This is a genomic window from Thalassovita sp. (genome assembly GCF_034670005.1).
Lineage (GTDB): Bacteria > Pseudomonadota > Alphaproteobacteria > Rhodobacterales > Rhodobacteraceae > Thalassobius.
On sequence record NZ_JAXMOH010000001.1, the window covers coordinates 38,240 to 60,057 of the forward strand.

The 21,818-nt window shown below is 58.9% G+C and carries 18 protein-coding genes and 1 riboswitch; of the genes, 2 read left to right on the forward strand and 16 right to left on the reverse strand.

Annotated elements, in window-relative coordinates; all coding sequences use genetic code 11:
- Positions 1 to 10: 10 nt before the first annotated feature.
- The 13 genes from aroA to miaB form a co-directional block, all read right to left on the reverse strand.
- Positions 11 to 1,357: a 3-phosphoshikimate 1-carboxyvinyltransferase gene (gene aroA / locus VOI23_RS00225; protein ID WP_323779779.1), complete on the reverse strand. Its 1,347-nt coding sequence runs from the start codon at positions 1,355 to 1,357 to the stop codon at positions 11 to 13.
- Between the two features lie 98 nt (positions 1,358 to 1,455).
- Positions 1,456 to 2,169, reverse strand: a complete 714-nt coding sequence (gene trmB / locus VOI23_RS00230) for a tRNA (guanosine(46)-N7)-methyltransferase TrmB (protein ID WP_323779782.1) — start codon at positions 2,167 to 2,169, stop codon at positions 1,456 to 1,458.
- A gap of 139 nt (positions 2,170 to 2,308) precedes the next feature.
- Positions 2,309 to 3,490 (reverse strand): methionine adenosyltransferase, encoded by a 1,182-nt coding sequence (metK, locus tag VOI23_RS00235; protein WP_323779785.1) that lies wholly within the window; start codon positions 3,488 to 3,490, stop codon positions 2,309 to 2,311.
- Between the two features lie 6 nt (positions 3,491 to 3,496).
- Positions 3,497 to 3,545: riboswitch (SAM-SAH riboswitch) on the reverse strand.
- A 32-nt stretch (positions 3,546 to 3,577) separates the two neighbouring features.
- On the reverse strand, positions 3,578 to 5,110 hold the full coding sequence (gene lnt / locus VOI23_RS00240; protein WP_323781807.1) for an apolipoprotein N-acyltransferase: 1,533 nt from the start codon (positions 5,108 to 5,110) through the stop codon (positions 3,578 to 3,580).
- A gap of 11 nt (positions 5,111 to 5,121) precedes the next feature.
- Complete coding sequence (locus VOI23_RS00245) at positions 5,122 to 6,012, reverse strand: hemolysin family protein (protein ID WP_323779788.1); 891 nt, start codon at positions 6,010 to 6,012, stop codon at positions 5,122 to 5,124.
- Between the two features lie 35 nt (positions 6,013 to 6,047).
- Positions 6,048 to 6,566: an rRNA maturation RNase YbeY gene (gene ybeY, locus VOI23_RS00250; RefSeq protein WP_323779791.1), complete on the reverse strand. Its 519-nt coding sequence runs from the start codon at positions 6,564 to 6,566 to the stop codon at positions 6,048 to 6,050.
- A 69-nt stretch (positions 6,567 to 6,635) separates the two neighbouring features.
- The gene (locus tag VOI23_RS00255; RefSeq protein WP_323779794.1) at positions 6,636 to 7,646 is read right to left on the reverse strand and encodes a PhoH family protein; all 1,011 of its coding nucleotides are present in this window, start codon (positions 7,644 to 7,646) and stop codon (positions 6,636 to 6,638) included.
- A 144-nt stretch (positions 7,647 to 7,790) separates the two neighbouring features.
- The gene (locus tag VOI23_RS00260; RefSeq protein WP_323779797.1) at positions 7,791 to 8,105 is read right to left on the reverse strand and encodes a hypothetical protein; all 315 of its coding nucleotides are present in this window, start codon (positions 8,103 to 8,105) and stop codon (positions 7,791 to 7,793) included.
- A 21-nt stretch (positions 8,106 to 8,126) separates the two neighbouring features.
- A complete protein-coding gene (locus tag VOI23_RS00265; RefSeq protein WP_416376499.1) occupies positions 8,127 to 8,699 on the reverse strand; it encodes an OmpA family protein in 573 nt (190 codons plus the stop codon).
- A 223-nt stretch (positions 8,700 to 8,922) separates the two neighbouring features.
- A complete protein-coding gene (locus VOI23_RS00270; RefSeq protein ID WP_323779799.1) occupies positions 8,923 to 11,730 on the reverse strand; it encodes a calcium-binding protein in 2,808 nt (935 codons plus the stop codon).
- A gap of 185 nt (positions 11,731 to 11,915) precedes the next feature.
- Complete coding sequence (locus VOI23_RS00275) at positions 11,916 to 14,135, reverse strand: calcium-binding protein (RefSeq protein ID WP_323779802.1); 2,220 nt, start codon at positions 14,133 to 14,135, stop codon at positions 11,916 to 11,918.
- An 87-nt stretch (positions 14,136 to 14,222) separates the two neighbouring features.
- On the reverse strand, positions 14,223 to 15,788 hold the full coding sequence (locus tag VOI23_RS00280; protein ID WP_323779805.1) for a CAP domain-containing protein: 1,566 nt from the start codon (positions 15,786 to 15,788) through the stop codon (positions 14,223 to 14,225).
- A gap of 298 nt (positions 15,789 to 16,086) precedes the next feature.
- Positions 16,087 to 17,406 (reverse strand): tRNA (N6-isopentenyl adenosine(37)-C2)-methylthiotransferase MiaB, encoded by a 1,320-nt coding sequence (miaB, locus tag VOI23_RS00285; protein WP_323779807.1) that lies wholly within the window; start codon positions 17,404 to 17,406, stop codon positions 16,087 to 16,089.
- 113 nt (positions 17,407 to 17,519) lie between these two features.
- Between miaB and VOI23_RS00290 the strand changes: the two genes are divergently transcribed.
- On the forward strand, positions 17,520 to 18,389 hold the full coding sequence (locus VOI23_RS00290; protein WP_323779810.1) for a hypothetical protein: 870 nt from the start codon (positions 17,520 to 17,522) through the stop codon (positions 18,387 to 18,389).
- 212 nt (positions 18,390 to 18,601) lie between these two features.
- On the opposite strand, the gene VOI23_RS00295 is transcribed toward VOI23_RS00290, so the two are convergent.
- The 3 genes from VOI23_RS00295 to fabA are packed head-to-tail and all read right to left on the reverse strand — an operon-like array spanning position 18,602 to position 21,169.
- Entirely contained in the window at positions 18,602 to 19,393 is a 792-nt protein-coding gene (locus tag VOI23_RS00295; protein ID WP_323779812.1) for an enoyl-ACP reductase, read from the reverse strand.
- Between the two features lie 6 nt (positions 19,394 to 19,399).
- Positions 19,400 to 20,629: a beta-ketoacyl-ACP synthase I gene (fabB, locus tag VOI23_RS00300; RefSeq protein WP_323779815.1), complete on the reverse strand. Its 1,230-nt coding sequence runs from the start codon at positions 20,627 to 20,629 to the stop codon at positions 19,400 to 19,402.
- A gap of 30 nt (positions 20,630 to 20,659) precedes the next feature.
- The gene (gene fabA, locus VOI23_RS00305) at positions 20,660 to 21,169 is read right to left on the reverse strand and encodes a bifunctional 3-hydroxydecanoyl-ACP dehydratase/trans-2-decenoyl-ACP isomerase (RefSeq protein ID WP_058264121.1); all 510 of its coding nucleotides are present in this window, start codon (positions 21,167 to 21,169) and stop codon (positions 20,660 to 20,662) included.
- Between the two features lie 170 nt (positions 21,170 to 21,339).
- On the opposite strand from fabA, the gene irrA reads away from it, so the two are divergent.
- Positions 21,340 to 21,762: an iron response transcriptional regulator IrrA gene (irrA, locus tag VOI23_RS00310; protein WP_323779821.1), complete on the forward strand. Its 423-nt coding sequence runs from the start codon at positions 21,340 to 21,342 to the stop codon at positions 21,760 to 21,762.
- Positions 21,763 to 21,818 lie beyond the last annotated feature (56 nt).

Genomic DNA, 21,818 nt, shown 5'->3' on the forward strand with positions numbered 1-21,818 from the left:
GGCAGTTTCCTCAATTGCGGCGAATATCGGCACCCAAAGCGGCCATCAGCCCCTCGAAGATCGGAAAGGATGTGGCGATCGGGCTGCCGTCATCGACACTGACCGGTGCCTCTGTCGCCATGCCCAGTACCAGGAAACTCATTGCGATACGGTGGTCCAGATGGCTGACGCAGGTGGCTCCGCCCGACACGTTGCCATGGCCCCGCCCCTTGACGATCCACCAATCCGGCCCGTCCTCGACTTCGACCCCGTTGGCGCGCAGACCTGCCGCCATCGCCTCGATCCGGTCGGATTCCTTGACCCGCAGCTCTTTGACACCGCGCATCACCGTGTCTCCGGTCGCAAAAGCCGCAACCACCGACAAGACGGGATATTCGTCGATCATACTGGCGGCGCGATCGGACGGGACCTCGATCCCCTTCAGGTCGGGGGAAAACTTCGCCCTCAGATCGGCAACCGGTTCGCCGCCTTCTTCACGCAAGTTCTCGAAGCTCAGATCGGCCCCCATGTCCTGCAAGGTATAGAACAGTCCCGCGCGGGTCGGATTCAGACCGATATTGGGCACCACCACGTCCGATCCCGGCACGATCAGAGCCGCGCAGACCGGGAAGGCCGCCGATGAGGGATCGCGTGGCACTACGATGGTCTGCGGTTTCAGTTCGGGTTGCCCGGTCAGGGTGATAACACGGCCCTCATCGGTCACCTCGGTCGTGACCTCGGCGCCGAAGCCCGCCAACATCCGCTCGGTATGGTCGCGGGTCGCTTCCTGTTCGATCACCACCGTCTGGCCCGGCGCGTTCAGCCCGGCCAGCAGCACCGCCGATTTCACCTGCGCGGACGGTACCGGAACCTTATATCGCACCGGAACCGGATCGGCGGCCCCCACGATAGTCATCGGCAAACGCCCGCCCGCGCGGCCCACCGCTTGCGTTCCGAACAGCGCCAAAGGATCGGTCACCCGCGCCATCGGCCGCTTGTTCAGGCTGGCATCGCCGGTGAAGGTGGCCACGATCGGCGAGGTCGCCATCGCCCCCATGATCAGTCGCACGCCGGTGCCCGAATTGCCACAATCGATCACGTTGCCCGGCTCGGCGAACCCGCCGACGCCGACACCATGGACATGCCAGACCCCATCGCCATCGCGCGTGAGCTCGGCCCCGAAAGCGCGCATCGCCTTGGCCGTATCCAGCACATCCTCGCCTTCCAGCAAACCGCGGATCACGGTCTCACCCACCGCCAGCGCCCCAAGGATCAGCGACCGATGGCTGATCGACTTGTCGCCGGGCACATGCGCGTCACCAGTCAGCGGGCCAGATTTATACGATGTCATCGGAATCGGGGTGCCGTGGCCTGACATATGTCTTCTCCTCACAACCTCAGCGCCTGATAGCGCAAACCGTCAGGTGCGTCTATCTGCGGCTTCTTCTTGGTCCAAATACTCAAAATGGCGCGCCATCACAGCCTGCGGAACGTCATGTAATGCGGCACCCGGCCTTCGCGCAGCGCTTTCTGCTCATAACGCGTGGAAATCCAGTCTCCCCACGGTTTACGCCAATCGTCAGCCCCCTCGGCCAGCCATTCGAACCCGGCCTTTGGCACTTCTTCCAGTGTCTGGCGCACGTAATCGGGGATATCCGTCGCCACCCGGAAAATCGAACCCGGCTTCAACACCCGGTGCAGCGGGGCCAGATATTCCGGAGTCACGAACCGGCGACGATGATGGCGCTTTTTCGGCCAGGGATCCGGATAGAGCAGAAAAGCACGGTCAATCGAGCCATCCGGCAGCACGTCGAACAGGTCGCGGACATCCCCGGGATGCACCGCTACATTCTGTGTCCCCAAGCGCCGGATTTTGCCCAGCAGCATCGCAACCCCGTTGATGAACGGTTCGCAGCCGATGATGTCGACCTCCGGATATCGCGCGCCCATATGGACCAGGTGCTCACCGCCGCCAAAGCCGATTTCCAGCCAAACCGGTTTACCGTGGAATCGCTGCGCCATGTCGATGGGGGTGCGTTCGGGGTTATCTTGCCAATTCACCGCGCCCGGCGACAACGCCTCAAGGTCTTCGTCAAGATAGTCCTTTTGCGCCTGATTCAGAGTTTTACCGTGAATCCGGCCATAGAAATTGCGCCAAGGCGCGCGGGGATGTTTATTCGACGACGTCATGGCGGGGTCTCTAATGCGTCAAGCCCCCCCGTTCAATGGTCAAGATCGCCAGCGCCGAAGTCCGATGCGGCGGGGTTCCACGGACTGCCGCCTCTTTTTGCGGTTAAGCCCGCCCATCCGGGCGGGCTTAACCCAGAAATTACAGCACTGCTTTCAGCGCCTCAGCCAGATCTGTTTTTTCCCAGCTAAAGCCACCATCGGCATCTGGTTCGCGTCCGAAATGACCATAGGCCGCAGTACGCGAATAGATCGGTCGGTTTAGCGACATATGGGTGCGGATGCCGCGCGGGGTCAGGTCCATCACCTTGGGGATTGCCTGTTCAATTGCCGCAGATTCGATATCGCCGGTGCCGTGCAGATCGGCGTAGATCGACAACGGATGCGACACGCCGATGGCATAGCTCAGCTGGATCGTGCAGCGTTCAGCCAACCCGGCAGCCACCACATTCTTGGCCAGATAACGCGCAGCATATGCGGCCGAGCGGTCCACCTTGGTCGGATCCTTGCCGGAAAACGCACCGCCACCATGCGGGGCAGCACCGCCATAGGTGTCCACGATGATCTTGCGTCCGGTCAGGCCAGCATCGCCATCGGGGCCGCCGATAACGAATGTGCCGGTCGGATTCACCCACCACTGAGTGTCGTCGGTGATCCAACCTTCGGGCAGCACTTCGAGGATATAAGGCTGGACGATTTCGCGGATATGATCGCTGGTCTGATCTTCGTCCGCATGTTGGGTTGACAGCACGATCGAACTTACACCGACCGGCTTACCGTTTTCGTAGCGTACCGAAATCTGCGATTTGGCATCCGGGCGCAGGGTCGGTTCCTGGCCCGATTTGCGCGCTTCGGCCAGACGGCGCAGGATCGCGTGGGCATAGTGAACCGGGGCGGGCATCAGCGCGTCGGTTTCATTGGAGGCATAGCCGAACATGATGCCCTGATCACCGGCGCCTTCATCCTTGTTGCCGTCGGCATTGACGCCTTGCGCGATATGGGCCGATTGTTCGTGCAACAGGTTGGTGATCTCCACCGTGTTCCAGTGGAACTTGTCCTGCTCGTAGCCGATATCCCGGATACAATCACGGGCGATGCCATCGATCTTGCCCATGTATTCGGTCAGCTTGGATTGATCCGACAGACCCACCTCACCGCCGATGACAACCCGGTTGGTGGTTGCAAAAGTTTCGCATGCAACCCGCGCTTCGGGCTCTTCGGCCAAAAACGCATCCAGCACCGCATCGGAAATGCGGTCGCACACCTTGTCCGGGTGTCCTTCCGAAACGGATTCGGAAGTAAAAATGTAGTTCTGTCGTGACATGAAAAGTGCTCCATTAGTTCCTGCCCGCCACGTCAGGAAGCCGTTGTAGCGGGGATAAGCATTGGTTACGCGTACCTGCCGTTAGGGTCAATTGGCTTTTCGGTGCCATCCCGTCGCATTACCGATGATAACGACGAGAAACAGCACAAGAATAGCGATTGCGGCAAAGTAATCGCCGACACGGGCATAAACCGTGGCCACAGCCGGGGCAGGCAACGGCAGGTCGATCCACCCCGCCCGACCCAGCGGCAGGCTTCCGGTCACCCTGCCCTTGGCGTCGATCACCGCCGATATGCCGGTATTGGCGGCCCGCAGCATTGGCAATCCCTGTTCGATGGCCCGCAGCCGCGCCTGCGCAAAATGCTGAAAAGGCCCCGAAAACTGCCCGAACCAGGCGTCATTGGTAAGCTGCAGCAGGAAATCGGGCCGCGACGGTGCCCCCGACACATCCTGCGGGAACACCGCTTCATAGCAGATCAGCGGCAGCGCTCTGCCCAGATCGCCCAGATCGAACAGGCGCGGTCCGGGGCCAGCGGAAAATCCCGCCCCCTGTTTTGCCGACATCCGGCCAATCCCAATTCGGCTCAGCACATCGCCAAAAGGGATATACTCTCCAAACGGTACCAGATGGTGTTTGTCATAAACCTGCCCCACCGCACCATCACGACCCAGCACCGCAGCGGAATTAAATACCCGCTCGCCCTGCAGCCGTTCAATGCCGAAAACCAATGGGACACCTTGCGCCGCATCCGCCATCACCTCAAGCGTGTCCTGACCGTGCTCCAAAAACACCGGCACGGCGCTTTCCGGCCAGACAATCAGGTCGGGACGCGGCAGAGCCGTGGTCGCGTCGATCTGACGGCGAAAAAACACCGGAATGTAATCCGGGTCCCATTTCTGATGCTGCGGCGCATTGGGCTGAACCAGCCGCACGATCGGCGCGGCGCGCGGCGCCGGTCCCTGCGCCGCAACATAGGCACCGCCTGCGAACAGCGCCACCAGCCCCAGAATTGGGACCGCCGCACGAAGCGGATGGCTGGTAAATAATTGTCGTAATGTGACGGCAGCTGCCAGCGCGATCAGGCTCAACCCATGTGGCCCGACCCAGGCCGCCCATTGCACCATCGCAGATGCGATCCAGATATGCCCGATCAGCGCCCAGGGAAATCCGGTCAACAGGTAAGACCGCGCAAGTTCCGCCAGCGCAAGCGCCGCGATCCAGCTAACCGGTCCCTTCCCCACCCGGTAGGCCAACGTGGTTGCCGCCCCCCAGAACAGCGCCAGACCCGATGCCATCAGGATCAGCGCGAACGGTGCCATCCAACCATGCCGGGCGACATCGACCAGAAACGGTTCGACGATCCAGGCCAGTGCCAGTGCGAAATACCCCACGCCCCCGGCCCAGCCAATCCAAGCCGCATCACGCAGGCGGTGAGAAATCAGAAAGCTGGAATACAGCCCGGCCAGACCTATCAGCGCCAGCGGCCACAGGTCAAACGGTGCCTGCCCGGTCGCCGCCAGAACGCCGAACAGCCCGGCCAACCCCATCCGGCGACGCAATCCCTGTCCGCGCATCCAGGTTTCGAAATGCGGGGCCAGCGCCCAGAGTGGAGAGCGCATGGTCGCCAATATCACGCCCCTTGCGTTTTCAGCCGCACCCGCAACCGCTTGATGCGGCGTGGATCGGCATCCACGACCTCGAATTCATGGCCTGCTGGATGCAGCACCACCTCGCCACGAACCGGAACCCGTCCGGCCAACATGAATACCAGCCCGCCCAGCGTGTCGATTTCTTCCTCATCGATCTCTTCGGCCTCGGTCAACGGTTGACCGGTTTCCGCTTCGAATTCATCCAGAGGCGTTTTCGCCAGCGCCAGATACTGCCCGGGCTTTTCCGCCGTCCAGAACTGATCTTCGTCGGTGTCATGTTCGTCTTCGATCTCGCCCACGACCTGTTCGATCAGATCCTCAATGGTGACGAGCCCGTCAACACCGCCATATTCGTCGATCACCAGCGCCATATGCCGCCGGTCCGACTGCATTTTTTGCAGCAGAACCCCGATCGACATCGACGGGGGCACGAACAGAAGCGGCCTGAGCAACCCGCGCAAATCGAGATCGTTCTGTCCGTTCCCATTGAACCCGTAGCCCAGCGCGAAATCTTTCAGATGCACCATGCCCAGCGGTGTATCGAGCGTCCCGTCAAACACCGGCAGACGGGAAAACCCGGTATCGCGGAACACTTCGACCAGTTCTGGTTTGGAAATGTCAGCAGAAACCGCAACAATATCGGCCTTGGGAATGGCCACATCATTGACCCGGATACGACCCAAAGACTGCAAGTCAGGCGGCCGTCGAACCTGTTCCAACTCGACCTTCTGCTGATCCAAGTCTCGCGTTTCTACAGCTTCTTCAGGGCTGTGGGTCGCAAATAAACGCCGGAAGAAACCGGGTTTTCGAGAACTGTGTGATGGCAGCGCGCTCTGCGCCGCCATAGAAGATCCATCCGTGCTATCGCCCATCTTACCTTACCAGCATGAGCGGGCACAACGCCCGCCTATGCCTCCCTATATGGGTCAGGATGACCCATTTTGCCAAGTATTTCGATCTCCAAGCCTTCCATCAACGTGGCATCCTTGTCACGGATATGGTCATAGCCCAACAAATGCAGCACCGCGTGCACGATCAGATGGGTGATATGGCGATCTAACGGCTTGCCTGCCTCCTTGGCTTCGCGCAGGCAGGTTTCATAAGAAATGGCGATATCACCCAGTTCCTCGGCCAGGCCCTCTTCCGGCCCTTGCGCGCCGTTGTCAGGCAGCAGCGGTGTGTCGCCATCCGTTTCAGGCCCGCGTTCGTCGCTGGGCCAGCTCAGCACATTGGTGGCCGTGGATTTTTCACGGAAATCGGCATTCAGCTCAGCTATTCGGACATCATTACAGCCCAGCACAGCGACTTCATACCTGTCGGGATCAAGACCGAGATGCACCAGTGTCGCCCGCGCCGCGGCCTCGGCCAGACGGTCCAGTCCTGCTTCCTGCCAGCGGTCGTCTTCGAGGATCGTATCGGTCAGCATCTGTTACCCACATCGCCAAAATGGGGGCCAACCCCCACACCTCCGGGGTGTTTCCCCAAGATGAAAAGATCAGCCTTCCTCGGCCTCATAGGCTTCGATGATGGCGGCGACAAGGGGATGGCGGACAACGTCCTTAGCGGTGAAATAGTTGAAGCTGATCTTAGGGATGTGTTTCAGCAGCCGCTCGGCATCGTGCAATCCGGATGAAACCCCACGTGGCAGATCAACCTGGCTGCGGTCGCCGGTGATCACCATGCGAGAACCTTCGCCCAAACGTGTCAGGAACATCTTCATCTGCATAGAAGTGGCATTCTGAGCTTCATCAAGAACCACGAAGGCATTCGCCAGGGTACGCCCGCGCATAAAGGCCAATGGCGCGATTTCGATACGCTTTTCCTCGATCAGCTTGGCGGTCTGCTTGCCGGGCAGGAAATCGTTCAGCGCGTCGTACAGCGGCTGCATGTAAGGATCGACCTTTTCCTTCATATCGCCGGGCAGGTAACCGAGTTTTTCGCCCGCCTCAACTGCCGGGCGGGACAGGATGATCCGGTCGACCGCGCCGTCGATGAACATTGACACGGCGACGGCGACGGCGAGATAGGTTTTGCCAGTGCCCGCTGGGCCAATACCGAAGGCCAGCTCATTGTTGAAAAGGCTTTGCACATAGGCTTTCTGCGCTTCGGTGCGCGGTTCGACCAGTTTCTTGCGGGTCTTGATTTCGACCTTGCCACCGCGGAACATTTCCAACTGGTCGCCGTCGCGGCTGCCGGTTTCGGTTTCCGAGGCACCCATGCGGATTTCCCGATCAATATCGCCGTTCTCCACTTCGCGTCCCGCTTCCAGCCGTTCATAGAGCGCCTGCAAAACGGTTTCGCATTCCCGTACCGCGTCGGTTTCGCCATGGATCGAAAGCTGGTTGCCGCGCCGCAGGATATGCACCCCGAGTTTCTGTTCGACTGCGGCCAGATTGCGGTCATATTCACCGCATAAATCTATCAACAGGCGATTGTCTGGAAACTCCAAAACCGCTTCGTTGAGGCTTTCGGGATCGGTGGGCGGGATCAGCACGCTGTGGGACAATCAGGTCTCCTTGCATCTGGTTGCACTATGATGGTGCCAACTTCGCAGCCAACACGCAAGATATAGTGTCCGATTGTCACGAAACCGGCATAAAAAAACCGCCGGTGGCGAAACCGGCGGCTTTCAAATTTCAATCCCGACAGATCAAAGAATGTCTGGGAACGTGCTGCCGCTCTTGAACGGCCCAGTCGCCACGCCCGGAGGCGCCGCGCCGGAACACACTGGTTTGCCGTATTTGTCCAGACGCTGTGACAGGTATCCTTCGACGCCATCGTCGATGATCCAGTGATCACAGCCGTTCGGGTCGACCCAGATACCGGCTTTCAACTGGCTGAGATGCTTCTTGTCAAAACCCCGGTCGCGGGTTTTGTCTGCCCCCACCGTGCCGTGCCCTGCCACTTCGCAGCCTGCCAGCGTGCCGATCATGGCGAGAGCTGCAATGGCTTTCCCTAAAGTCATGTCGTTTTCTCCCTCGCTTGATCAGCGGATACAGATGATTTCAACGCGGCGGTTCTGTTGCATCCCCGCGGCGGTCGAATTCGAAGCTTTCGGAACACGTTCGCCGTAGCCGCGCACATCAACAACCTTGGCACCGACCGAGGCGGCAACACTGGCGACCGAATTTGCCCGGTTATAGCTCAGACGCATATTGTAGGCATCCGATGCCCGGCTGTCGGTGTGACCGGCGATGACATAGGCGCGCGCCTGCGATTGCTGGAAGAAATCCTGCAGCCGTTTGCGTCCCGCTGCGTTGATGCGATAGCTGTCGGTCGCAAACAGCTGATCGCTGTTCATCACACCACAGACATTGCCGCGGCGGCAAACCGGAATACCCTGACGGTTCACATGCGGGCTCATATAGCCCTCGGCCCCGTCATCCATTACCCAGTGTTCGCAACCATCCGGGTCAATCCAGATCGTCGGAATATAGCTTTCGCCTGAAACTGTCGTCCCGCCGGCATCCTGCGCGGCTGCAAATTGCGCCGTGCCCGTGATCCCCATAACCGAAACGACTGCGCATGCGAAAGCGGTACGAAATGCTTCGGAAATCATTTTCGCCACAGCCCCTGTCCTTCGTGTTGTTACCCCCCGGGCCCGCCGAATTCAGCAGCAATCAATGCGGTACCCGACGCAAATGAATGCGCCGAGTGTAACACCTTTATGTGGTAAGTGAAGGTAAATTAACTACATATTGCGTCAATTTTGGAAACAGTACTGCTAAACACCCCTGTATTGGCGCCATGCGGACAAGAATGTACGCGTGGGATGACCTTGATCAGCCCAGCAGATCGAACGTCTCCCCGTCCAGCACCAGATTGATGTGATCCTGCCCGCCGCCATCGACCAGCGCCCACATGATCTGCCCGGTCGGGCGGTAGATCACGAAGGCCTCTTCGACACCGGCGACGCCGGCATTGGCGGTTTCGGTCAGGTTGATCTGAAACTGATCCGCCGTGGCACCGCTTTGGCCGAAGACCAGAACATCGCCATCCGCCGCGTTATAGTCCTGAATCCAGTCGGAGCCGTGATCGTAAACGCCGAGATGGTAAAACCGGTCCGCGCCCGCGCCGCCATTGACCCGGTCATAGCCGAAACCACCATTGATGAAATCATCGCCATCGCCGCCAAAGATCAGGTCCGACCAGGCCTGGCCGGTCAGCGCGTCATCGCCTGCCGCCCCGATCACCGTATCGACGCCGAACCCGCCGATAATCGTGTCATTGCCATCGTCGCCGCGCAGTTCGTCATTGCCGTAACCGCCGTCGATGCTGTCATTGCCGTCGCCGCCATAGATGACGTCGCGCAGATCGGCTTCGCTTTCGCCACCGATCAGCGTGTCATCGCCGGCATTGCCGATCAGCGTATCGTTGCCGTCCAGACCGCGGATCAAATCATCACCGTAATCGCCCTCGAGCCTGTCGGCGTTTTCGGTTCCGATCAGTTCCAGATTACGCAGCGCGAGAACTTGCTCGAGCGTCATCAGCGCATCGCTGAACTGAAATTCCTCGATGCCCTGAAACTGGTCAGTCCCGCGGTAGGACTCGATGGTCAGCGCCGTATCCGGACCAGTCACAGTCATGCTGTTATAGGTCCCGAAGCCCAGATTGGCCCGGTCCTGCCCCGCCCCGCCGATCAGCGTATCGTCCCCGTAGCCGCCGTCCAGCGTATCGTCGCCCTCGCCGCCGTCCAGCAGGTCGTTGTCGTCACTGCCTTCGATATAATCGCCGCCATCCTCCCCGCGCAGCGTATCGTTCCCCTCATAGCCATAAATCGAATCGTTTCCTTCCCCGCCTGTCACCAGGTCGTCCCCGGCATAAGCAATGATCCGGTCATCACCATAGTCACCAACCAGCGTATCGGCCTCATCGGTGCCATAGATCGTGCTGTTGCGCAGAACCAGAACCTCATCGAGCGTCAGGTGATCCGAGAAAGAACCAGAGTGGAATTCGAACGTTTCGATACCGCTAAGTTCCACACTGTTGCCATCATAAGAAATGACAAGCGCGTCCGCCGGGCCACTTACCGTGACATCATCCGCCCGCACCCCATCAAAGTAGGCATGATCGGTGCCTTCCCCCCCGATTAGGGTGGACTGGCCGGTGCCGGCCTCCAGACGGTCATCGCCCGCACCAGCATCGAGACTGTCAATTCCGGCCCCTGCTATCAGGGTATCATTTCCAGCGTCCCCAGTCAGGGTGTCATTCCCCGCTCCGCCATCCAGAAAGTCGGTCCCGGCCGCGCCTTGCAGGCTATCATCACCCTCGCGCCCAAACAGCGCCATTCCGCCGTCAGTGGCGGTCAAGGCATCGTTCCCGTCGCTCCCCAGTTCCTCCGCAAGTTGGCGCCAGGTCATGACCTCCATTTCGTCGCCATTCCAGCTGGCGTTGCCCTCGACCAGCGCCAACAACTGATCGTTGCCCAACACTGCAAATTCTGGCGGAAAGGCGTAGTAATTTATGTCGTAATCCGGGTAACGGCTTTCGGTCACGACAAAGCGGTCATCGACCAGGGTATTGGCGTCGTCGAAGCGATAACCATAAGTGGTATAGGCCGGGTTATATCCCGAATACATGGATGTAATCAGGAAACCGCCATCGGGCATCGCCGTGACCCGGATGTCGACATAGTAGTTATCATCCAGGGCGATCTCATCTGTAACCGGCGTCCCATCACTGGCAAAACGCCGCCAGGAGGCATTGTCTTCTCCCAGCCAGGCCACCACGAAATCGCCATTCTCCAACACCGCGACCGACGGTTCGGATGCCCAGCTATCCGTTGACTGGTTGATCATGAAATTGTCAGTGACCGGCGCGCCGCTGCTGTCGAATATCCGCCCGAGGGCCGAAGGTTGTTCGCTATCATTGCCCGGAGCCCCTTCGCCGCCGCGCATCACCACAATATAATTGCCATCATCCAACGCCGCGATGTCCGAAATCTGGCTGTAAAGGTCAGAACCATAAGAGACATTTTCAACCCATGGGTTGATCTGCACCGGTCCGCCAACGGTCGTGCCAGTGGCATCGAATGTCTGGGTGTAATTCGTGCTGGCCCCGGAATACTCAGCCAGTATCCCGGCATAGTTTCCATCCCATGACAGTGCGAAGCCGCCATTGTCCAGTGCGGTGATGACCGCTGTGTCGGCGGCTCCATTCACATCCACGTATTGATCGCGCGATTCCAAATAACGCTGCGGCAGGGCCAGAATCGTGTCGTTCAACAAATCGCCATCCGCATCGAATGTCTGTACCCGGATGTCATCGCTGGCGCGGTCGTGCCAGGCGATGGCATAGCCACCACCGCTCAGCCCCGCCGCGACAGGATAATACAGCAGGTTGGTGTTGCCGACCGTCACGCCCTCCAGACGTTCGATGGCCATCGGTTCGCCAACCGGGTTGCCACCCGTATCGTATCGCTGGGCAGTGACCTCGGTATCACGCAGCCCGTCAGGGCGCAGCACATTCTGTTCGAACACCACCAGCGCGCCGCCATCGGCCAGTTCGGTGATGGCGGAATGGTATTGCTGGCCCTCGCCATCGGCATGAACAGTTGTGATATCGGCAGCCGGGACAAGCTGATAGGTCATGGAAAGGTTCCTTCGTCGTTAAACCCTTCGGTCCGGACGGGACCAAAGCTCAAATTGCTAAGATCACTCAAACAAAAATCAGGGGCAATTCTCTGCCCCTGATTCGCCTTGCAAAGCGTCTTTGATTACTCATCTCAGAGTTTGTGGACGGAAGATTTGATCTGCCTCAAGAATGTATTCCCGGCTCAGCTCAACAGATCGAACGTCTCTCCACCCAGCACCAGATTGATGTGATCCTGCCCGCCGCCATCGACCAGCGCCCACATGATCTGCCCGGTCGGGCGGTAGATCACGAAGGCCTCTTCGACACCGGCCACCCCGGCATTGGCGGTTTCGGTCAGGTTGATCTGAAACTGATCCGCCGTGGCACCGCTTTGACCGAAGACCAGAACATCGCCATCCGCCGCCGTATAATCCTGCACCCAGTCCGAGCCGTGATCGTAAACGCCGAGATGGTAAAACCGGTCCGCGCCCGCGCCGCCATTGACCCGGTCATAGCCGAAACCACCATTGATGAAATCATCGCCATCGCCGCCATAGATCAGGTCCGACCAGGCCTGGCCGGTCAGCGCGTCATCGCCTGCCGCCCCGATCACCGTATCGACGCCGAACCCGCCGATAATCGTGTCATTGCCATCGTCGCCGCGCAGTTCGTCATTGCCGTAACCGCCGTCGATGCTGTCATTGCCGTCGCCGCCATAGATGACGTCGCGCAGATCGGCTTCGCTTTCGCCACCGATCAGCGTGTCATTGCCCGCCCCCCCGTTCAACGTGTCGTTACCGTTGCCAGAGCGCAGCTCGTTATCCAAATCATCGCCAGTCAAATGGGCATTGATATCACCGAACATTTGATAATTTTCGATATTTGTGAGCACATCATTTCCCGTGGTCGGGAATTCGAGCGCGTGATGTTCGCCGGTCGCCAGATTGACATAGAGTGTATAAGCGTCAGCTGCGACACCGGTGACGTCATCCTGCAGCAGGTCGATGCCCGTACCACCGTCAAAACTGTCCACACCCTCCGAGCCAAAGAAGGTATCGTTGCCCTCGCCGCCCAAAAGGGTGTCATCGCCCTCTCCGCCACTAAGCCAATCATTGCCAGCGCGGCCATCCAGGCTGTCATTGCCGCCGCGACCGTCCAGCGTTTCGTCGCCCGCCCCGCCCAGCAGCGTGTCGTCGTCAGCGCGCGACCCGCGCACATATTCGATATTGCTTAGATGGTGGGTAAAGGTGGTTCCATCCCAAAGACCAGTGGCCGTACCGGCCTCTAGGTCGACATTGACCGCAGTGACGCCAGAGCGATCATACCTTACCCGGTCATAGCCATCGCCGCCATCCAGCGTGTCATCACCCCGTTCCAGGATGAAGCTTTCGTCCCGGGCGCTGCCGATGATGGAATCATTGTAATCGGTCGCATCGATTTCCAGCCTCTGGTCCCCACCCAAAACATTGATCTGATCGGTGCCGCCCAACCCGTCATTGCTGACCACCCCGGTAGAAAGATCGGCAACCATGCCCTGAGTCGCCCCGCTGGCGCCATCCCAGCCAAAGAAAAGACGGGTCGTATCGTTCAAGGTAACGTTAAAAGTGTCGTTGCCCGCGCCGCCACTGGCCGCAACCCAAGACCCCGCGGCAGAGGTGATGTTGAACGTATCATTATGACTGGTTCCGATGACACTGAAACCGCCATTAGCGGCGGTCAACGCCGGGGCGAGGTTGTTGAACGTATCGGTGCCGTCGGCACCGGTCACCGATGCGGAACCGGCCCCTGCATCGACTGTGACGGTGATGGCCGAGGACAGCATATCATATTCGATTTCATAGAAGCTGTTGTCATTGGCCTGAGCGAAATCGTAAACGTCGTTGCCCGCGGTGCCGTGAAGCCGGTCATAGCCTTCATTGGCACCAGGATTAATTGTGTCATTGCCCGCCCCGCCCAGCAACGTATCATTGAAATTGGTTCCGATGATCGTGATGTCGGTCGTGATTAATGGCGATAATTCATCCAAATCGTTCAGGCTCATACCGTTGACCGCGCTGCTGGCATCAATGGTAATCGGGCCAGCCGCGGTGAACAGGGCAGCCAGCGGCGCGGAGTTCTCGGCTTCGGACGCAGCCAGAGCATTATCGAAAGCCACGAGACTCCAGCTGAAATCAGACATCGTGGCGATGGTGTCATTCCCGGACGTGGCAAAGCTCATACCGGTGATGACCCCGCCGGAGGGACTGTCGCCGGAGAAGGCAAAGCCGTGGCCGGTTACCGTCGTCACGATCCCTGTGGTCGGTTGTTCCAGCACGAATTCATTTGGGCTGACAATGGTCAGGTTGACATCGACACTACCCGACTCGTCAAAAAACGCATCACCCAAAAAATTGTCATAATACCCAAAATAATTCAGAAGCATAACGCTCTCCCTATCAAATCAGATCGGCAGTCGAAGTGTCAGGCAGCCGATTTCCACCCAACCACGGTAGCATTCTAGTTGACGCGATCAAGTCAGCAAATCGTAGGTGGTTCCGTTCAGGACAATATTGATTTCATCCTGTCCGCCGCCATCGACCAGCGCCCACATGATTTGTCCGGTCGGACGATAGATCACGAAAGCCTCTTCGACACCGGCGACACCGGCATTGGCAGTTTCGGTAAGATTGATCTGGAACTGCTCGCGCGTGGCGGCGCGGCCGAACAGCAGAACGTCGCCATCTTCGGCAGTGTAATCCTGAATCCAGTCGCTGCCATGATCATAGATGCCAAGATGGAAAAACCGGTCCGCCCCGGCACCGCCATTGACCCGGTCATAGCCAAAACCGCCATTGATGAAGTCATTTCCGTCGCCGCCGAATATCAGGTCGGACCAGGCTTCGCCGGTCAATTGGTCGTCGCCGGTACCACCGACAATCGTATCGACACCAAACCCGCCGATGATCGTATCCATCCCGGCGTCGCCGTACAATTCATCGTTCCCATTGCCGCCGTTGATGAAATCGTCGCCGTCGCCGCCATAGATCACGTCGCGCAAATCAGTGCTGCTGCTGCCGCCAATAATGTAATCGTCACCAAGGCCGCCGAGGATGGTGTCGTTTCCGTCGCCACCATCGAGAGTATCATCGCCTGCGCCACCATCGAGACTGTCATCGCCCCCGGCACCGGCCAGCGAATCCGCCCCGCTGTCGCCAGTCGCGTAGACCGGAGGAATGACGACCGCATCGGCGTAATAACCGTAGAGATGGACATTCTCATTCCCCATCACCACTTGGTAACTGGCTATTCCGGTCAAAACTCCGCCTCTGAAGCTGACCGTATAGGTCCCCGGGTTCAGTTCCATCTGGAAACCGCCGCTGTCCCAGCTGGTTGTCACGGTCACATTGCCCGTCGCATCGGTGGCCCAGACCGAAATCCCGCCCAGCCCTTCACCGGCATCATAAAACGCGTCGCCGTCGCCATCCTGAATCACGGCGCCCACCAACATCGGTTGATAATCGCTGCGTGCGCCAAAATCCTGCGTCACGACCAGCGGTCCTACCGCGGTGGCGGGGTTGGTGTCGGTCAGGGCGCTTATTCCCACTTCGGTATAATTTGCGCTCAGGATCGTGATCCGGTGCCCTGCCGGGTCCTGCATACCGCCGGTGCCGTAGCCCCAGTCGATATAAAACCCTGCATGGGCAAACACCGCGTCATAGGCATAGGCATAAATATTTTCACCCACCAAGTTCGCCGTTGAATAGCCCGCCGCCACAATCCGGCTCAGAAGGCTCGCTTCACCGGGCAACTGATGCTCTTGCGAATCATACTGGATCATCAATTCGGAATGGTCCGTCGCAGAAATGCTCAGACTGTCGTTCCAAGCCAGCGGAGCCACCGTGCCATAGGCCGCAAGCTGGCTACGCAGCAGATCCAGATCAACCGAAAAATAGTCCAAAGCAAAGGTGATCTCTGTCGTCACCGCTGCGCCGGTCGCGGCGTCGGTGATAAGTTGATCGAATTCGCCCGATGGGTCGCTTCGTGCCCGGTTGATCAGTTCAAGGAGTTCCTGTTCAACCGCTGTTGGTGTCGCCACGACGCCTGCCTCCTGCTCTTTTATATCAAGGCGGTTCCGCTGTTCTGGCCAAGGCAGTTTAGCTGCGCTTCAGCTCGGCTGAACTGCCTCATTCGTTACTACACACGATCCAGCCACAAGATGAGTCTCAGGCCGAAAAAATACAATCACAAAACTGTGATATTCCGCATTTTCCCCTTCGCGGCCCTGAATTTGCCCCCAGCCCTGCGGCCCAATCGAAATAGAGAAGGATCTGCCCCGGCATGATCTTTCAACGCAACAACAGCGCGTCGGGCCCGGGCGGCGACGCCTCAGACGTTCAAAGCATTTCGCCAGCCAGGGAATTCGTGCCGCTCTCGACAATCCGTACCCGCGCGATTTCGCCGATCTGCACCTTGGCATTGGCGACATGCACCGCATGAAGGTAGTCGGACTTGCCGACCATCTGGCCGTCGAAGCGGCCCGGCTTTTCGAACAGAACCGACACATCGCGCCCGACCATGCTGTCCTGCACCGCGCGCTGCTGTTCGGTGATCAGGGTTTGCAGCCGCTGCAATCGGTCGCTGGCCGCTGCGTCATCGACCTGCGCGCGCTCTGCTGCGGGCGTTCCCGGCCGGGTGGAGTATTTGAAGCTGAAAGCCTGCCCGTAATTAACCTCTCGGATCAGGTCCATCGTGGCCTGGAAATCTTCCTCGGTTTCTTCCGGAAAGCCGACGATGAAATCGCCAGAAATCAGGATGTCGGGTCGCGCTGCGCGGATCTTCTCGATCAGTTTCAGATAGCTTTCGGCGGTATGACTGCGGTTCATTCGCTTCAGAATCTTGTCACTACCCGACTGCACCGGCAAATGCAGATACGGCATCAGTTTCTCACAGTCCCCATGCGCCGCGATCAGGTCGTCGGACATGTCATTGGGATGGCTGGTGGTGAAGCGGATACGCTCCAACCCATCAATGTCATTCAGCGCCCATATCAACCGCGCCAGCGACCAAGCCCCATCAGACCCGGCGCCATGATACGCATTCACATTCTGCCCCAGAAGGGTGATTTCGCGCACACCGCGATCGACCAGATCGCGCGCCTCGGTCAGCACCCGATCAGCCGGGCGGCTGACTTCTGCACCACGGGTATAGGGCACCACGCAAAAAGCGCAGAACTTGTCACATCCCTCCTGCACGGTCAGAAACGCCGCCGGCGCGCGTCGCGCCTTGGGCCGACTTTTTAGTGTCTCGAACTTGTCCTCGTCGGGGAAATCGATATCGAGCGGTTTTTCACCTTGCCGCGCCCTGGCTTCCATCGCAGGCAGGCGGTGATAGCTTTGCGGCCCGACCACCAGATCGACCAGCGGCTGTCGGCGCATGATCTCTTCGCCCTCGGCCTGCGCAACGCAGCCTGCCACCCCAATCTTCAGATCGGGCTTTTCCGCCTTCAACCCCTTGAAGCGGCCAAGTTCCGAGTACACTTTTTCAGCCGCCTTTTCGCGGATATGACACGTGTTCAGCAGGATCATATCGGCATCATCGGGCGTGTCGGTCTGAACATAGCCTGATCCGCCCATCGCCTCGGCCATGCGTTCGCTGTCGTAGACGTTCATCTGGCAGCCATAGGTCTTGATATAGAGTTTCTTTGCGTCGCTCATCGGGCCGATCCTGTCCGCAGTTTCAGGCCGTGGTCCTATACCAGAACCGGGATGACTTGCAATGCGGGCGGAATTGGCCGACTCTGGCAGCAATTACGGGCAGAGGTCTGGGCATGTACTATAATAACCTGTCGGAATTTCTTTCCCAGGGCCGCGCGGCGTTGGCTAAGGGGCCGCTGGCAATGGTTTTTGTCGAAGACGAAGCCGAAATCGACACCACTATCCGCCATCATCAAAATACCGGATTTCAGTCCACCCTGGTCTTCATGCCCGATGAATTCGATCTGGCCGAGGACGTGATCGACGGCGTCCACCGGATCCGGTTCGATCCGCTGGCCGATCAAGCGGTGCAAAAGGCGGTCAATGCCGTGATCGACGCTGCCCCCGACCTATGGATGTTCTACTGCTTCAACGCCGAATACCTGTTCTACCCATTCTGCGAAACCCGCACGGTGGGCGAAATGCTGGCCTTCCATGGCGAGGAGCGGCGCAATGCGATGCTGAGTTATGTTGTCGATCTATATGCCACCGATCTGGCGGCCAATCCGAATGCGGTTTCGCTGGATACGGCTCAACTGGACAAGACCGGGTATTACGCGTTGGCCCGCAACGATCCAAACAATCACAATTACCCCAAGGAACGGCAGTTGGATTTCTTCGGCGGGCTACGCTGGCGCTATGAAGAACACATTCCGGCCAAGCGCCGCAAGATCGACCGGATATCGCTGTTCAGGTCGAAGCCGGGTCTGATTTTGCGCGACGATCACACCTTCAACGATGAAGAATACAACACCTACGCCTGCCCCTGGCATCACAATCTGACCGCCGCGATCTGTTCGTTCCGCACCGCCAAGGCACTGAAACGCAACCCCGGTTCGACCTATGACATCCAAAGCTTCCATTGGCACAATTCGACACCGTTCGAATGGCATTCGCGGCAATTGCTGGATCTGGGGCTGATGGAACCGGGGCAATGGTTCTGATCTGCCGAATGGTTTTGATCTGAGTGTGCGCGCCAAAAGGCGCGCGCGCGATATCTCGCGAAATTGTCTACGCCAATTTCACTCGGAGTTTGCCTCCGGCGGGAGTGTTTGGACCAAGAAGAAACCCTGTTCTTTGGTTTGAAACATATGCCGGGACTGGCATGCTCCCATGACCTTCTTAGGGGCTCTCGCCCCATCGCGGGGCGATATCGTTACAGATATTCGGGTTGCGGCATGCCCAACACGTGGAAACCCCCATCGACCCGGATGATTTCCCCGGTGGTAAAGGCCCCTGCCTCCGACGCCAGATAGACCGCGGTGCCACCGACCGCTTCGAGCGTTGCGTTCGATCGCAGCGGCGCATTCTGATCGGTGTGCTTATAGGTTTTGCGCGCACCGCCGATGGCCGCACCGGCCAGCGTCTTCATGGGGCCGGGCGAAATCGCGTTGACGCGGATTCCGTCGGGACCCAGGTCGTTGGCCAGATACCGGGTGGCTGATTCCAGCGCCGCTTTGGCAACGCCCATCACGTTGTAATTCGGTGTCACCCGATTCGACCCGCCATAAGTCAGTGTCAGCAACGTACCGCCGCTTTCCTTCATCAATGGATAGGCGCGCCGCGCCACGTCGATGAAGGAATAGCACGAGATATCCAGCGAATTCTTGAAATTATCCCGGCTGGTATTGATGAAACGACCGGTCAGTTCGGTCTTATCTGAATAGGCGATGGCATGGACCACGAAGTCTATGCTGGGCCAGCGTTCGGCCAGTGCCGCAAAAGCAGCATCCAGAGACGTTTCATCAGTCACATCGACATCGACCATGAAATCCGATCCGATCGAGGCCGCAAGCGGCTGCAACCGTTTGCCGAACGCTTCGCCCTGATAAGTGAAGGCCAATTCGGCTCCGGCTTCGCTCATCGCCTTGGCGATCCCCCAAGCGATCGAGCGCTCATTGGCAACGCCCATGATCAGCCCGCGTTTTCCGCTCAGCACTCCGTTCATCCGCGTTTACCCCAAATATTTGGACAGAAGCATCGACCCATTGGTACCACCAAAGCCGAAGCTGTTGGTCATCACCGTGTCGAGACCTGCATTTTCGACCAGTTTGGTCGCCACTTCACCGTCTTTGATTGCCGGGTCGAGTGTTTCGACATTGATCGACGGAATGATGAAATCATGCTGTAATGCCAACAGGCAGTACACTGCCTCTTGTGCGCCCGTCGCCCCTTGGCTGTGCCCGGTCATCGACTTGGTCGAGGAAATCGGCGGCGCATAGCCTTCTCCGAACACCCGGCGCACTGCTTCGATTTCGCCGACATCGCCCACCGGGGTCGAGGTGCCATGAGCATTGATGTAGCTGACCTTGCGGTCTTCGTCCAAGGTCGACAGCGCCAGCCGCATCGCGCGTTCGCCGCCTTCGCCCGACGGCGCGACCATGTCATGGCCGTCCGAAGTGGCGGCAAACCCGGTCACTTCGGCATAAATCTTGGCGCCGCGCGCCAGCGCATGTTCCAGATCTTCCAGCACCACGATGCCGCCGCCGCCCGAGATCACGAACCCGTCGCGGTCCGCGTCGAAGGCACGCGACGCCTTTTCCGGCGTGTCGTTGAATTTCGAGGACATCGCGCCCATCGCGTCGAACAGACAGGACAGGGTCCAATCCAGTTCCTCGCCGCCGCCGGCGAACATCACGTCCTGCTTGCCCATCATGATCTGTTCAGCCGCGTTGCCGATGCAATGCAGCGAGGTCGAGCAGGCCGAGGTGATCGAATAGTTGATGCCCTTGATCTTGAACGCCGTCGACAAGTTGGCTGAAATGGTCGAGCTCATGCATTTTGGCACGGCGAAGGGTCCGATCCGCTTCGGGCTGCCCTTTTCCAGCACGGTCTGATGCGCCACCAGCATGGCGCTGGTCGACGGCCCGCCCGACCCGGCCACCAGACCGGTGCGCGGGTTCACGATATCGCTTTCTTCAAGCCCGGAATCCGCGATCGCCTGCTGCATAGCGATATGGGCATAAGCCGCCCCCGGCCCCATGAACCGCAGCGTACGCTTGTCGACATGTTCAGTGACGTCGATCTTCACTTCCCCTGCGACCTGACTGCGGAAACCGTGTTCAATCATCGCCTGATTGGCGCTGATCCCCGATTTGCCCGCTTTCAGCGACGCCAGAACCTCTTCGGCATTATTTCCGATGGACGACACAACGCCCAGTCCGGTAACTACTACTCGGCGCATTTGCGCTCTCCCTTTATCCCCCGGTCGGCCTCAGTTTTCAGACAGCGCGACCTTCATATCCTTGACCTGATAGATAACTTCGCCATCGGCTTCCACAATACCATCGGCCACCCCCATGGTCAGCCGGCGGGTCTGGATCGCCTTGGTGAAGTCTACCTTGTAGGTCAGCATCTTGCGGTCCGGGCGCACCATTCCGGTCAGCTTGACCTCGCCCACACCCAGAGCATAGCCGCGCCCCAGCCAGCCGCGCCAGCCCAGATTGAACCCGGTCAGCTGCCACAGCCCGTCAAGGCCAAGGCAGCCAGGCATGATCGGGTTGCCGGGGAAATGGCAGTCAAAGAACCAAAGATCGGGCGTGATGTCGAATTCGGCCACGATATGCCCCTTGCCATGCAGGCCGCCATCGCCGGATACGTCGGTAATCCGGTCCATCATCAGCATCGGCGGCGCGGGCAACTGGGCATTGCCAGGGCCGAACAATTCGCCACGGGCGCATTTCAGAAGGTCTTCTTTGTCGAAGCTGCTCGGATAGTTTGCCATACAGGCCGGCTCCTCGGGGTAATATTGTTGCTTTCCTTTCCCCTCTAGCACCCAGAGAAGAGGTCCTGCAAGCCTATGCGAAACGGGCGTTGGGCCTGATGCGACCTGTTTTCATTTGAATTCGGCCGCTCCTCTCCGCTATATTAACCTGTGAACAAGGGAATGCGACAATGACGGTGACCGAAAAAGCTGCGCAAACGGGATCGGATTGGCTGTCCACGGCGGGATTGCGCCCGACCCGGCAGCGCGTCGCCTTGGCGGCACTCTTGATCGGCGACGGACAGCATCGTCACGTCACCGCAGAAAGCTTGTTTGCCTCGGTGCGCGAAAACGGTGAAAGCGTGTCTCTGGCCACGGTCTACAACACACTGCGCGCCTTCTGCGATGCCGGATTGATGCAGGAAGTTACCGTGGATGGATCGAAAAGCTATTTTGACACCAACACCCACGAGCACCCGCATTTCTTCTGGGAAGATGACGGTCACCTGACCGATGCACCCAAAGAACAGCTGGTCATTTCCCGCCTTCCCGAAGCTCCGGAAGGATCGGAAATCAGCGCCGTTGATGTGGTGATCAAACTGCGGCGTAAATAGCCGCACAGGTCTTTTCCCGGGGACTATGCCGCCCGAATTTTCGCCCGGTTGACCTT